The following is a 13,804-nucleotide window of genomic DNA, read 5'->3' on the forward strand; positions in this document are numbered from 1 at the left end:
ACTCGCATTTCATCTGCGGCACAAATCATGGAAGCGCAGCATTCTTAGCCATAGAAAGAAAAATACGCTCACTTAATTTGATGGTGTCACTGAGTTCAATGGTATAAGGTGAAATAGCCACATTGGGTAAATCTTTTGCATTGAGGCCATTGAACCACCAACCCGCTAATTGACATCCTGAACTTGTTATTTGTGAAGTGCATTGCGCACTTTCCATATCGGGTGCAGGAACAGCGAATCGCTCAAGTAAGGCATGAAGAAAATCACGCGCTAATAACTCAGGCATTAAGTCGGCCTCTGCTTCATCCAATACCGTCACTGATTCAACCAAAAATGCCGATTCTGAAAAAGAAAATCTTGCCAAACTGCTGGTTGGAAGATAAGCCACTCCCTTTATTAAAGTGGCAAGTTCATCAACAGCAAGTTGTGGATCAACGCTTATACGGTATTCATTGAGTAAGCTTTTATCTTCTACCACATTGAGCATCAGTGAAAAGGTTGGAATAAAAGCCTCAGTATCGCCTTCACGAGAAATAGCGCAAGTATAGTGTTCATCAACATAAAGATCAGTTGTAACGCTTTCATTAAGCAGCGCGTGTAGCGCTGTGGCTATATTCTGGGTGTCGTTTGTTAAAGGCCATTCAAAGGCGCCTGTTGGCATGATATTACCTATTAAAGGTGTTGCTAGTGTTTCAATGCTAGTTAATATACCAATGGGGACACCGTTTACTGAATCGTAGGCTTGGCCTCGATGCAATAATAATCTGGCTGAGCTTACAAAATCAAATGCTTGGATATCGCCATAGGCTTTAAGTTGAGTCAACTCCCCCCTTGACTCAAACGTGGCGGCATATAATGCCTGTTTTTCACTAAGATCCGCTGCAGCCGCATCAGCTTGGGCTAAAAACTGCGCCAGCTCATCAATATCATCTTCTAGCTTCTCAATCTCACCTTCTAGCTGCTCAATATTCCTGTCAAGATCAGCGATAAGCGTCTCTAATGGGTTAACAGTGTCTTGCTCATATTCTCTTTCTCTTTCTCTAAGGTTTTTATAGTGTTCATATTCAGCACTACAGTCATCTAGAGTACATTCACGATAAAGCTGTTTTGCCAGGGCTGTTGCTTCTTGTAATTGCTCAAGGTGCTGGTAAGCTAATAAAAGTGCTTGTGTTTGTTCAAGTCTATCGTGAGTAAATGTTTCTAGCTGACTTGTTGTTAATTGTAATTGGGCTGTGCTTTGGTCAAAACTCAGCTGTTTTTGTTCACGTTGCTGACGGTATATGTCATCGATCATGCTTGAATAATCTAAGTCCAGTTTTGTCTGCGTTATGGTTTCACAGGATCTTTCATCGCTTAACACTGTACGGCTAATCAGTTCATAGCCTGCGTAAGGAACATTGGGTGCTGTAGCGATTGACGTACTATCAGCGTTACTCGCGCCCAAGACCCCTAGCATTCCAAGCAAAAGCTGGGAGAGGTATCGTTTAAGGGGGAATTCTTTTGTTTTAATTTCCATATTAAAACCACCAAGTTATGTTAAGGGCTCAATGCTTAAGCCATTGAGGTATAATCACTCGCCCTAATGTAAGGATTTAAAATGATAATGTTAAGGGAGCTCGTGTACCCAGCTCCCATTTCATTCATTTAATGACTATTCACTTCGCTCGGGAGGAAAGTTGATGGCGTAGTCATAGTTAATAAAGAAATAATCAGTGACGCTTTCACTCGATTCATAGTCATGGCTTTGCTCATAGGATGTCATCGCGCTAGAGCTGCCTCCCCAAATGGAACCGATACCATAGAAAAACCATCCACCCCAGCACTGATATCCCCAGCCGAATAGGCAAGTGCGATTGAGCCTATTGGAAAGCTGATTGGTATAAGATTCAGGAACGGGAACAAAGTCTAAATTAGGATCTTCTACCATACCTCGGCGGCCCACTGCATCAAGCACATCTTTAAGCAATCGAGCACGAACAACCTCTGTTAGCGCTTCTTTGTCATCATCGCTGAGCTTGTCATTATTCGCATCGGCGGTAAATGTCATCTCAAAGGCTTGGCTATCAGCAAATTCTTCTGTGACTTCATTCTTGCTGCTACTGCTAAAGAAACCACGAGACTGAGTGACTTTTTTAACCACTTTTAAAAACTCACTGCGGTTAAAAGTCGCCTCATAAGAGACATTGGCTCTGACATCAAATGAATAGGCAATTGAGGGAGCTAAATACTCACTAAAGTTATTGGAGTAGACGGCGAACTTTTCAGCTTGAGATAAGCCATCCGTTCCTTCGATCATAGTGCAAGAGGAGCTTAACAATAGTCCTACCTGTCCAGTAAAATTATCTGACCACCCATTTAGAATATTATCTTCGAGTGCTTCACCTGAACCATCAGGCATATTTTCAAAATCAAAGCTAGCACCAATACCGCCGATATTTAAATAAGTCCAGGCAAGGCCGGGGGCGATTGCAAGACCTGGGTTATTGACCAAAATTTCTGGCGGCACACCAATTGAAATGACTGGATTATAGACGTCGACACGGCGAATATTTTTTCCGGGGTTAAGCGCTGCAAAAGCTGCGATATCATCCCCCCAAAGTGTTTGGTATTCCATATTAAGCTGACCACCATAAATGCCAGCGATTTCTTTATACATGCCAGCAAGAAAGGCTTTTTCTTGAGACACTAACATCCTCATATTGTTAATCCTACTGGCATTTTCAGCTAACTCATCTTCAAAATCATCTAAAATGCCATCAGCCTTTTCATACTCATATTCTGCATCGTAAAAAATGTCTTGAGCATCTCGTAAGAGGTTTTTTGCTAGAGTATACTCATCTTTTGCGTCTTGGTATTCTTCATACTCAATTTCACAATAGTCACGCCAATCTTCTCCTTCAAATTCTGCATCTTCTCGGCAGTCATAAAAATCATCTTTCGCATCATCCATGGCATATTCTGCATCACGCTTATCATCTTCTGCGTTTTTCATTTCAGTTTCAGCAGCATCCATAAGAAGTTCAGTATTCGCCACTTGTGCTCCTGCGATGTCCATTTCCACTTTAAAAGCCGTTGGAATTTTCTGGCCATTGTCATCAAGACGAAAGACGGGTAAATTATTCTCAATGACAGGGCGGCCGCTGTCATCGAGTTCAAATTCATAGATGCCATAATCGACAATCGTTGCAAGCAACTGCTCGGATAATAAAACAAGCGTAGTGTTTGCATTTTGCTCACTGGCTCTGACAACAGCCAGATCGGTACAATAACTTTGATTTTGGGGGGCGTAGTTTGTGAGTGACACTTGACCCTTCTCAGGCGGCGCCACATAAATGTCAGTACTGCTGGCACCATGAAACCATCGAGTGCTATCAAGATGGCTACTTGGCACGTTCACATCACTAATATAATCAGGGCTGATAACAGGCGTTGCGAATGCCTGTCCTCCTGCTACTGAGATAATACTGGCTAGTAGCCATTTTTTGACATTAAAACTCATGTATATATTCCTTTATAAAAACATGTTAAAAAATATTTGGCGGCATATTTGCCAACCACACTTTTTCTGCACAAAGGGTTGTTGAACCTAAGTACAAAAATTATTGACGACTATTATTTATCACTATTATTTATTACTATGATTTACTACTTAAAAATGCGATTTCCTCTTCAGCCAATTGTTCATCTTCTTGTTTTCTTTTGGCCTCTCGTTCCAGCACGCGTTTTTGGTAATTCTCTGTCACTTGTTGTTCTATGAGTTGTCGTTGCTCTAAGGACAATGGCTGAGGTTTGGGAAAGTCACCGCTGTTAATTTCTTTTTTTAATTGATTGACTTGAGAGGTTAAGAGGGCGATATTTTCTTCTGATATGGATTCTCTGAGTTTGGCGGTATAGGCAAACAAGATGGAAACGGCCTGTCGATCATCCCCGTGAATGTCACCATTGTTGATCATTTCGATAATGTCGTGATCGATATAAAATTGGCTAAGTCTTTCATTGAGTGCCTTTAAGCCTTTATGATCTAAGGTTTTTATCGCTTTTACATCATCAAGTGCTAGAAATACTCTTCCTATTTCACTATCAAGACCAGATAGTTTGCTGATGATTTCTGGCAGGCTTTTTTCTGTTAATGCTTCTTTGTTATTATTGCTCTTCAACTGCACATTTTCAGTGTACATGTCAGTTGATCTTTGCTGCCACTCTTTTTGTTTCAACTCAGTATTATCATTATGGTGACTTGATGAAATTTGCTGCTTGACGTCATTCTCACCAATGAGATTTGGCTTTTTTGCTTTGTCGTTGTTATAAAAGGTGACAACAATCATCACAAGCAGAGTAAAACCACAAAAAAGACCCGTTACCACTTTTTTCATTTCAAACCTCCTGGATTAGCTAAAGAATAAAAATTTAATTAACCTGAACTTGGAATAATGAGTGTCAGATATTAATTAATTGCAAGTGCAATCCAGATAGGGGAAAGACAATAGGGGTTAAACTAAGCAGGGGGGTGAAGACTTGTGTTTGAACATTCATTATTTCAATCCTTAAAATAAAATGAAAATTGAGTCGTAAATAGATATTCTTTCAATCAGTGAAATTGAAGTGAGTTATCTTGTGTCTTATTACTTATCACTATCTGGATGTGGCATAACTCTTTATGTGCCTTAAGTCGTGTTGGAATATGAGGTTGGTAGAAAAGACGTCGTATTAACAGTAAAACAAAATAAAAATAAGGTAAAAGTGCAGTTACTTTTTTAATGGATTGATTAAATTATATATATTTAATATTTAGTCACAAAATAGTCATACTTTTAATGGTTTTTTTATGTCGATATTAATGAAGGAGAATATACTCGGGTGGAGCTCGAGTTGTGAGGGAGGGATGATATGGCGATAGCGTGGCGAATTGAATGGAGATTGTGGATGATATTGAGCTATACCCCACCTTTGGTGGCAATACTGTAACAGCGTCTAGGATTACCTTGCTGAAAGAGGCTAGTGACTTCATGTTGACTTAATTGTCTGTGATAGAGGTTAATTGCGCCGATGGCGCCTTTAAACAATCCTGTTGTATAAGAAGAGCGACTGCCTATTCTCAGTGGTTTATCATTAGCCAGTGATGCCATTCTGTCTGTTGGATCTGTGATGGCAATCAGCTTTCCATCTAGATAAAAATGCATGCCTTGAGCGTTATCTCGATCTATGGATACGGCAATATGGTGCCACTTGCCATCGGCGACAAAGCCGTTTGAATGATAAAGGCTACAAGAGGAATTAGGTTGCAAACAATACCAAGTGCCATTACCTGTGGCCAGTTGAAAAGAAAGGAGCCCCTCATCGATATAGAGTACATAGCCCTTGACGTCTTTTTCTTGATCCTCAAAGCGTTTATCGACAATGACTCTTTGCCCCATGGCTTGTGTGCGGATCCAAGTATCGATAGCAAAATCCCCTTCTTGTACATCGAGTCTATCTTGATCTTCAATTTCGATGTAGTCATCGAGTCCATCAAGACAAAAAGCCAAATCCATTTGTTTTTTAGCCAGTCTTACACTGTTATCGATACTCATATTGAGTGAGACTTGGCTGGTATCGTGAGTAGAGATAAAAGCGAGACTCAGTAAACTGCCGATCCCAATAAAACCGAAAAAGGCATATCGATGAAGGGATAATCGTGAATTTTTTTGGGATCTAGCGGTGTTTGAGATCCAAGTTAAGGGATCACTGATGAAATAGCCTCTGCCGCGTTGATTTTGAATTGAAATCCTGACTTGATGTTGGGTAAAAGACTTACGCAGCAAACTGATCCTTTGCTTGACATTTTCTTCACCTGTGATCACGTCTTGCCAGACAAGAGACAGTAATTCTTGGCAAGATAATGGGTGAGGGGAATGTAAAAGCAGTGTTTTCAGTAATCGAAAAGATAAGTGCGATAATACAATTTCGTTATTGTTACTAAAGATCCTTTCTTTTTTAAAACATATGTATAAGTCATTAATTTTGACGCCATCGATAATATCTTCATCGATGACTTGTCCCTGTGATAACGCTTGTTGCATGTCTGATTCCTTTCAGTAATGCACTTTATATTTCGAAGCAGTAAGTATTAGAGCTAGGGGGAGTAACGTCAAGTATTATTGAAAAGCGAGATAAGTTAGCGATCAATTATTTATCATGACGTTGCCGACTTTAGAGCCTTGTGGGCATTTGATTGTTGTCATTTCCTTGTTTTTTTCTATCAGATAGGTTATACGAACTTTGGCTGACTTTTTGTTTGAAGCATTACCATTGATATGGCATAAATTGGCTGGAATTGAAAAACTATCCCCCGCAGTAACGATTAACTTTTTATGGTAATTTTCACCATACTGGATAGCGACATCTCCTTGTAGAACGGTGGCAATGACGATGAAATTTTGATGATAATGGGCTGGCATGTTATTGCCTGGTTTAATATCTTTGGTGATGATATCGATCTTGCCAATATCAAGATCAAGGGGCCAACTGATGTCTTTGGCAGGTGATGTTGCGCTGTGTCGATAAATGATGAGTTGCGCATTTGGATCTATTGTTTTTGTATTCATTTTTTGTTCATTGGCAAATAATGTAAAAGAATAAAGGAGTAAACTCAGTATGAATAGTGGTTTCATTTCATGCTTCCTCGTCTGTTCTTGCTATCTATTTATTACATTCAATTAAGATGAAAACAAAGACGTTTGATTGATAATAAACATAGTGGGTTATTTTAATATTTGCATGTCCAATAAATCTTGAACATGCGAAATTTATTTGAATGTCGATGGAATGACTTATTCACTCAGAGTAAAAGTGGGTAAACCGTAGCCAATTTCATACAAAGGATCGTCAAAGGTGACTAATCCACTCCCTTGAGTATAAATCGGATAATTGTCGAGTGAGTCATCGGTGGCCACCCAATTAATGGATAAGGTATTGGCACTATTGTCATTACAATAAGTGCCATCTTCACTCACTCCGCCACAAAATAAGTAATCGCCCGTAATGGCATTAGCGATGGCTGTTCCACCAGTAGGGCCAGGCAGCCAGGCGGCGATAAAGGCATCACTCATAGGTAAAGGGGCTGTATCTGTATCATCAATAATACGTGGGCGCCCCGATATTAAGACAGTCAGAAGTGGAATACCGTCATCATAGCCTTGTACTTGTTCAATGACTTGGGTATCAAAGCTTAAGTCAAGAAAGCTCATGTCTAAGCTGGTGGCTTGGGTATCAGGTACATAGGGATTAAGTAAGCTGGCATACAAACACCCTTGAGTATTATCTAAGCCCTCTTCGCAATAGGGATTGCTCACTCCACCCATATACTCTGCCGATGGGCGCTCCGCTAATGCCCAGATAATTAATGTGTTGTCAGCATTCATATTATTGGCATTGGTATCTAATTGGGTTAAAAAGGCACTTTGGGCGTCATCGATTTCTGTTTGCCTGACATTATCAGTACTGCCAGATAAGTTGTAAGTTGGCATTAGGAGAGTCGCATCAGGAAAAGCGGCGCGGAGTCCTTCATAAATAGTCACAGCACCCGATGAGGCTTTGTCACTCTCATCTTCCCATAAGGTATTGCCTTCTGTGCCCTGCCAAGCCATGCTCCAACCGCCAGATTGTGCGCCAATATTATGGTAGTTCTGATAAATATTTAAAATGCTCGTGCCGCTATCTGTATTCTCATCAAAGTCATCATCACCAGCAAAGACAATATATTCAATGTCACCGCTATCGATTGGCAGTAAATTATTGTCATTTTTAAGTAATACTAAGGACTTTTCAGCAGCGCTCAGTGCCATTGCGATTTTTTCATCTTGAGTATAGTTATCTTCTGTGAGCGTTTTAACTTTGTGGCTCCACTTGCCATCATCATTCACACTAATGAGGCCCATGGCGTATTTTACGGCTAAAATACTGTTTACCGCTTCATTGATACGTTCCTCGCTAATTAAGCCTTCGTTAACGGCGTCTTCAAATACGGATAAAAATCCATCTATTCCAGTAAAATCATCACTCCAATAGGTGATCATGATCATATCGATACCAGAATTGACGGCATCGGCTAAGGTTTCATCAAAAGGCAGTACAAGTGATGATGTGGGCAAGCCTCTTTCAGCAATATTATTAACCGCACCATAGTCACTGACGACAAAGCCTGTAAAAGGGGCGCCGATTAAATTCCCTTGCAATAACCGAGCTTTTAATTCTTCTTCAATTGTCATGGGGATGGAGTTGACAGCGCTATATGACACCATAAGGGATCCAACATCAGCATTAATCGCGCCAATATAGCCTTGTGCATTGACATCTATGAAGCGCTCTTCATCAAGCACTAAGTTATTACCTTGATCGATTCCATCTTGTGTGGCTCCATCGCCAATAAAATGTTTCACTGTTGCCAGTACTCCCGTTTCAGGGATCATACCTTGGTGAATTTGCTGAAAGCCATTAACTAAGGCTTCACTATTTATTCGCACGTGATCGGGTACACTGCCTAATGTCTCATAGGTGCGCCCCCAATTGGGATTGTGGCTAATGGCGACTGTGGGGGAAAATGTCCAGTTGAAGCCATTGAGTAGCATGTCATTGGCGACGACTTTACCAATATGGGTTAACAGGGCATTGTCATAGGTCATGGACAAACCAATATTATGGGGAAAGATCACATTACCTAATATTTCATGTACGCCATGTACCGCATCGAGACCGATTAACAGTGGAATGGTCAGTTGTTGTCCGTCGGCTAAGCGAATGTTTGCACCATAAGTATTGGTACCTGTTGTGATAGCATTCCAATTGTCTTTCGTGGCCGTTAAATACGCAGACGCTTCATTTTTTCCTGAGCTCACAGAGCCTTCACCATCAGGGGTTTCGCTTCCCGCGACTATGATGGCACCTAAAGCATATTCTTGAATTAAGCTGTAGTCTAACGTCCCGTTATTAATCAAAAAACTATAGGAGGGTAATGTCATTTGTCCCAGTTTTTGTTTTAACGTCATCGATTCGACAATAGGCGCGGTTAAAGTCCGGTAATAGCTGTAACCTTGCTCTTGTGTATTGTCATCATTGTTGCAAGAGGTGATAAAAATGAAGAATGTTAGAATCAAGAATAATCGTGTGTAGGGCATCACTTTTCCTTAAGTTAATTTTACTGTGTGCGGCTAGGTTTTATTTTAAAAAATTGCTAATTTTCGATAAATGAGAATTAGCGATTGCGGTGCCGCCAGTTGGCCCTGGAAGCCAGGCGGCAATAAATGCATCACTGATGGGTAAAGGCGAAGTATCGGTGGCATCAATAATTAAATCGCGTCCTGAGAGTAATACAGTGATCAGTGGAATATTACTGTCTTGGTTTTGTATTGTGTCAATCAGTGTTTTGTCAAAATCACCATAGTCAATGGCTAATGTGGTCAGTTGAGGATCAGGAACATAGGGGGTGATTATTAATGAATAAAGACAGCCTTCGATATAACCATCACTATCGGCAGTATTTTCAGTGCAGTATGGGGTACTGACATCTCCCATAAATTCTGCAAAGGGGGATTTGCCTATGACTCCTAAAATCAAGGTATTATCGGCGGTCATATTATTTAAGTCGTTTTCAGTGAGTGTACCAATAAAATCATTTTGAATGCTGGCAATAGTATCAGAGGATACGACACTGGAGTCACCATAAATCGGAGAGAGTAGAGTGGCGTTGGGGAAATTAGCGGCTATGCCTTCTTGAATACTTGTTGCGCCAGATGAGGCTTTATAAGTACGGTTTTCCCAAAAGAGGTTGCCTTCTATTCCTTCTATTCCTTACCAAGAAATCAACCAAGCACCGGATTGGCGACCGATATTATGGTAACTTTGATATATATTTGTTTTTCTTGTTGTCCCGTCGCCATCAATAAGCTGATCGATTTCAGTATCGCCTGCAAAGACTATGTATTCAATTTTGGATGGGTCTATGGGCAAGAGAGCATCATCATTTTTAAGCAGGACTAAAGATTTCTCAACGGCAGAAACCGCGACAGCAATTTTTTCATCTTGTGTATATTGTTCGTCATTTAATAATTTAAACTTGTGACTCCAATTTCCGTCATCATCAACACTAATTAGCCCCATAGCATATTTGACGGCGAGAATATTATTAACGGCTTCATCGACGCGGCTTTCAGAGATGGAGCCCTCGGTGACCGTTTCTTCAAAGACTTCTAGAAAACTGTCAATTGAATCATAAATGCTTCCTGAGTTGGTTAGCATAATCATATCGATGCCGCTGTTGATGGTGTCAGCTAAGGCTTCTTTGTAGGGTAAAGTATAGTCAGCTGTCGGTAAGCCTCTTTCGACGATATTATCGACGGCGCCATAATCACTGACGACAAATCCAGTGAAGGGGATCCCTGTGAGTTCTCCATGGAGTAATTGTGTTTTTAAATCGGTTTCGGTAGACATATACTCATTATTTATTCCACTATAGGAGACCATCACCGATCCCACATTGGCTTGGATTGCGCCCTTATATCCAGCAGCATTGACACTCACAAAACGGTCTTGATCTTCAACAACCACACTGCCTTGATCGATACCAAATTGTGTCGCCCCATCACCAATAAAATGCTTCACCGTTGCCAATACGCCAGTTTCTGGGATCATGCCCTGGTTGAATTGTTGTAATCCATTGATCATAGCCTCGATATTGATACGTACCTTTTCAGGAATGCTGCCCTGTGTTTCAAATGTTCTCCCCCAATTAGGATTATGCTTGATGGCGACTGTCGGAGCGTAAGTCCAATTAAAGCCTAATTGTAATAAGTCATTGGCGGTGATCTTACCTATTTGGGTAAGTAGATTGGTGTCATTGATCATTGATAGGCCTATATTATGGGGAAATATCACATTCCCTAAGACTTCATGAAATCCATGAACTGCATCGATTCCTGTTAATAAAGGGATCGTCACGGTTTGCCCATCGTTTAATGTGATAGAGGGAGCGTTATTATTGGTACCTGTGAACAGAGGCGCCCAATTCTCTTTGGTCGCGGTTAAGTAAGCATCGGGATCTAACATGAGAGCATCAAGGGTATTTCCAGCGGGCACTTCACCTGCAGCAACTAACATGGCTCCTATGGAATATTCACTAATTATGGAATAATCTAAATAAGTTTCATCGCTTGATATAAGAAAAGAGTATTTAGGCAATGTCATTTGGCCAAGTTTTTGTTACGGTGTCATCGAAGCAACGATGGGGGCGGTTAGTGTTCGATAATAAGAATAATTGCCATTGAATGTGTTATTGTGTGAGCTATCATCATCGCCATTGCAAGAGGCCAAAAGGGTAATAAAGGCAACAATGATAGAGGTGATTGCAATGAACTTAAACTTCATTTTCTTCTCTCTGAGTGTTTTATTGAATATGACTGCAGATCCGTTCTCTTTTTATTTGTATAGTCAAAATGGATTTTCAATGAATGAATCGATTTTTTTCGTTAAGTGACATCATAGAGCCTAGCAGCTAGCTGTTTTTTTGATGAATTATTTTGGCTGAACACAGTAAAACCGATAACATGAATAAAAATTTAATAAAAAATTCAATTTTTTTGTATTGGTGTAATGTTTCAGGGTTACACTGTGATTGGTGTGATAAGCTGAAATCTTATTGATTCTTGGTTTTTTACGCTGTTTTTATCTTTGTTTGTGATATAACTCAATACGTTAATGCATTATTAGAATAACATATATTAATTATATATCACTTACAGTTGTTTACTTTTTTTTACATTGCTTTCATTAGGTTAGTTTTTTACTATAAGGTTTATTGATGAAAGCGAAAACTAAAAAGGGTCGCTAGTGTGTCGTTTGTATCTAGTGTAATAAACCAGAATTGTTGTGAATTCCCATTTTAAATGAGTATCATTTTTAAATTTTAAGTGCTTACCTCTTTTTTTTAGTCAATTATACAAGAAAGTATTGTCCTATCATTATCGATTTACATTGACATAACATAAGGATAAATTTGAATAAGTGATTAAGTGGAGGTGAATAAGTTTAATGTAAACATATCTTATATTTTATCAGTGTTTTTTTGACTATTAATAATAAAGTAATAATAAAGTTATGAACGATATTGCTTTCGATGTTTAATAAACGATTAAATGCTCGCTGGTTATTCATTTTACGTATTGCTAGTTATTAACCTTACGTATTGATTTGTTTTTAAATTGATGTTTGTGAAAGCTAATAATTGTTTTTTAATAAAGCAGTGCTGTTTATCTTGCTTTTGTTTTTATTTTATTGAAAATAATGATAATGAGTTTTAATAGGAGAGGTTTGTGAGGAAAAAGATACTTATTATAGGGAGTGTGATTATCTGCTTTCTTAGTTTTTACTTATATGATTTAAATATTAGCCATTTTAAAGGAGAAACCTTTGCCTATAAAGTGAATAGCGTCTCGGTTAAAGAGGTTATATCAAAGTCAAATGTTGTACCTGTATTATCAATAGAACAACAAGGTTTGAGTGTAGTAAATAATCAAGATAAAACAGCAGTTAAAGAAGGTGACTATGTCGATGGACTCATGTTTACTTCGTCACAAGAAGCTGAAGTTGCATTAAAAGCATCGGGTAAATTACGAGAAAACCTTGAAGGAGAAGTGTATTTAAATATCAATGCTAAAGCACTATTGGCATTAAAGACAGGGGATACTTTCCGATTAGATATACCTGAGTTAGGTATTTTTTATGATATTGAAATTAATGATTTTTACGACGATCAATTTGGTAATAAAACCATTAAAGCACTCCTTCCTGAGCAAGATATGATATATAGCTCAGTATTTACGGTAAGTAAAAGTTCTATTTATGCCAACATATCGACGCCAGATGGAATATATGTCATGCAAGGTAATAGTCAATATGCATGGATGGCAGAAACTAATGATTTAAGTCGTGGTGTTATTATGGACTCCATCGAAAATAATAATTCTAATAGTTTAAATTCTCATGAACATCAAGCGATATTGCAACCTATGACTAATGCTACTAATAAGGAAAGGTTAAATATTAAATAATGAAAATAAATTATTTAACTCAATCTAATTTGTGTGAAGTAAAGCAGTAAATAAGTAAGTCGGTAAAAGTCTATTAATAAAAACAAAATCTATAAAAACATTATAAAAATAAACTAACGGAGAATGTTATGATAAATGTTATCAAAAAAAGAGCATTATTAGGTCTTTCAATTTCGGCATTATTGTCGGCATCAGCATTGGCAACAGATGTTGTTATTGGTGCCTATTATACGCCTGATGCAGCGAGCAGAAGTTTCGATATTCAAGCAGAAATTTCAAATATGATTGCTACGGCAAATCAATATTATGCAGATAGTGGTTTAGCTATTGAATTACAATTATCGGCGACGCCTTATGAATTAGAAGAAAATATCATTGCTTCAACTGCAAGTCTGAAAAGTGTTTACCGAGATCCAATAATTCAAAATTGGAGGGATGAATACAAAGAAGATCTTGTTGTCGTATTTGGATCTTATGCTCCAGAAGACGATGACTTTGTAACCTGCGGTATCGCGGGGGACATATATGGTATGAAGATTTTTCCTTTTGATTATAATAAGTATGACAGTTATGCTTTCAATGTTACCGGGACAAATTGTGGTAATACAACCATGACATTTATCCATGAGCTTGGGCATAGCATGGGTCCTGAGGGATCCCCACTTTTCTGGCTCATAAACAATGAATACTGATTGTGAAGTGAGCCAAGTTATACAGCACATAAC

Annotated in this window: 11 protein-coding genes; 2 read left to right on the top strand and 9 right to left on the bottom strand. The window is 38.9% G+C overall.

All coding sequences use genetic code 11. The features are described from left to right. Nucleotides 1-25 precede the first annotated feature (25 nt). The 9 genes from Q0791_RS15745 to Q0791_RS15785 form a co-directional block, all read right to left on the bottom strand. Nucleotides 26-1,516 carry a hypothetical protein gene (locus Q0791_RS15745; protein ID WP_299008351.1) on the bottom strand — a complete coding sequence of 497 codons (1,491 nt, stop codon included), beginning with the start codon at nucleotides 1,514-1,516 and terminating at the stop codon, nucleotides 26-28. A 135-nt stretch (nucleotides 1,517-1,651) separates the two neighbouring features. Next, nucleotides 1,652-3,499, bottom strand: a complete 1,848-nt coding sequence (locus Q0791_RS15750) for a hypothetical protein (RefSeq protein ID WP_299008353.1) — start codon at nucleotides 3,497-3,499, stop codon at nucleotides 1,652-1,654. A 136-nt stretch (nucleotides 3,500-3,635) separates the two neighbouring features. Next, a complete protein-coding gene (locus tag Q0791_RS15755) occupies nucleotides 3,636-4,373 on the bottom strand; it encodes a hypothetical protein (protein WP_299008355.1) in 738 nt (245 codons plus the stop codon). Between the two features lie 561 nt (nucleotides 4,374-4,934). Then, nucleotides 4,935-6,059 carry a LamG-like jellyroll fold domain-containing protein gene (locus Q0791_RS15760; protein WP_299008358.1) on the bottom strand — a complete coding sequence of 375 codons (1,125 nt, stop codon included), beginning with the start codon at nucleotides 6,057-6,059 and terminating at the stop codon, nucleotides 4,935-4,937. 102 nt (nucleotides 6,060-6,161) lie between these two features. After that, on the bottom strand, nucleotides 6,162-6,650 hold the full coding sequence (locus tag Q0791_RS15765) for a cupin domain-containing protein (protein ID WP_299008360.1): 489 nt from the start codon (nucleotides 6,648-6,650) through the stop codon (nucleotides 6,162-6,164). 159 nt (nucleotides 6,651-6,809) lie between these two features. Next, a complete protein-coding gene (locus tag Q0791_RS15770; protein ID WP_299008362.1) occupies nucleotides 6,810-9,152 on the bottom strand; it encodes a glycoside hydrolase family 3 N-terminal domain-containing protein in 2,343 nt (780 codons plus the stop codon). 40 nt (nucleotides 9,153-9,192) lie between these two features. After that, nucleotides 9,193-9,609, bottom strand: coding sequence for a hypothetical protein (locus tag Q0791_RS15775; protein WP_299008364.1), 417 nt, complete (start codon nucleotides 9,607-9,609; stop codon nucleotides 9,193-9,195). A gap of 216 nt (nucleotides 9,610-9,825) precedes the next feature. Further along, nucleotides 9,826-11,130, bottom strand: coding sequence for a glycoside hydrolase family 3 N-terminal domain-containing protein (locus Q0791_RS15780; protein WP_299008366.1), 1,305 nt, complete (start codon nucleotides 11,128-11,130; stop codon nucleotides 9,826-9,828). Between the two features lie 102 nt (nucleotides 11,131-11,232). Then, the gene (locus Q0791_RS15785; protein WP_299008369.1) at nucleotides 11,233-11,397 is read right to left on the bottom strand and encodes a hypothetical protein; all 165 of its coding nucleotides are present in this window, start codon (nucleotides 11,395-11,397) and stop codon (nucleotides 11,233-11,235) included. A gap of 944 nt (nucleotides 11,398-12,341) precedes the next feature. On the opposite strand from Q0791_RS15785, the gene Q0791_RS15790 reads away from it, so the two are divergent. Further along, nucleotides 12,342-13,079, top strand: coding sequence for a hypothetical protein (locus Q0791_RS15790; protein ID WP_299008371.1), 738 nt, complete (start codon nucleotides 12,342-12,344; stop codon nucleotides 13,077-13,079). Between the two features lie 128 nt (nucleotides 13,080-13,207). Next, on the top strand, nucleotides 13,208-13,771 hold the full coding sequence (locus Q0791_RS15795; protein ID WP_299008373.1) for a M12 family metallo-peptidase: 564 nt from the start codon (nucleotides 13,208-13,210) through the stop codon (nucleotides 13,769-13,771). The last annotated feature ends 33 nt before the right edge of the window (nucleotides 13,772-13,804 follow it).

The organism is uncultured Shewanella sp., from assembly GCF_947495455.1.
In the GTDB taxonomy this organism is placed as follows: domain Bacteria; phylum Pseudomonadota; class Gammaproteobacteria; order Enterobacterales; family Shewanellaceae; genus Shewanella.

What these genes read in the sequence shown, in the direction of transcription:
- Q0791_RS15770 (WP_299008362.1), bottom strand. Translation starts at nt 9,152, where the DNA reads ATGCCCTACACACGATTATTCTTGATTCTAACATTCTTCATTTTTATC.
- Q0791_RS15755 (WP_299008355.1), bottom strand. Translation starts at nt 4,373, where the DNA reads ATGAAAAAAGTGGTAACGGGTCTTTTTTGTGGTTTTACTCTGCTTGTG.
- Q0791_RS15780 (WP_299008366.1), bottom strand. Translation starts at nt 11,130, where the DNA reads ATGTTAGTTGCTGCAGGTGAAGTGCCCGCTGGAAATACCCTTGATGCT.
- Q0791_RS15765 (WP_299008360.1), bottom strand. Translation starts at nt 6,650, where the DNA reads ATGAAACCACTATTCATACTGAGTTTACTCCTTTATTCTTTTACATTA.
- Q0791_RS15745 (WP_299008351.1), bottom strand. Translation starts at nt 1,516, where the DNA reads ATGGAAATTAAAACAAAAGAATTCCCCCTTAAACGATACCTCTCCCAG.
- Q0791_RS15795 (WP_299008373.1), top strand. Translation starts at nt 13,208, where the DNA reads ATGATAAATGTTATCAAAAAAAGAGCATTATTAGGTCTTTCAATTTCG.
- Q0791_RS15785 (WP_299008369.1), bottom strand. Translation starts at nt 11,397, where the DNA reads ATGAAGTTTAAGTTCATTGCAATCACCTCTATCATTGTTGCCTTTATT.
- Q0791_RS15775 (WP_299008364.1), bottom strand. Translation starts at nt 9,609, where the DNA reads ATGACCGCCGATAATACCTTGATTTTAGGAGTCATAGGCAAATCCCCC.
- Q0791_RS15760 (WP_299008358.1), bottom strand. Translation starts at nt 6,059, where the DNA reads ATGCAACAAGCGTTATCACAGGGACAAGTCATCGATGAAGATATTATC.
- Q0791_RS15750 (WP_299008353.1), bottom strand. Translation starts at nt 3,499, where the DNA reads ATGAGTTTTAATGTCAAAAAATGGCTACTAGCCAGTATTATCTCAGTA.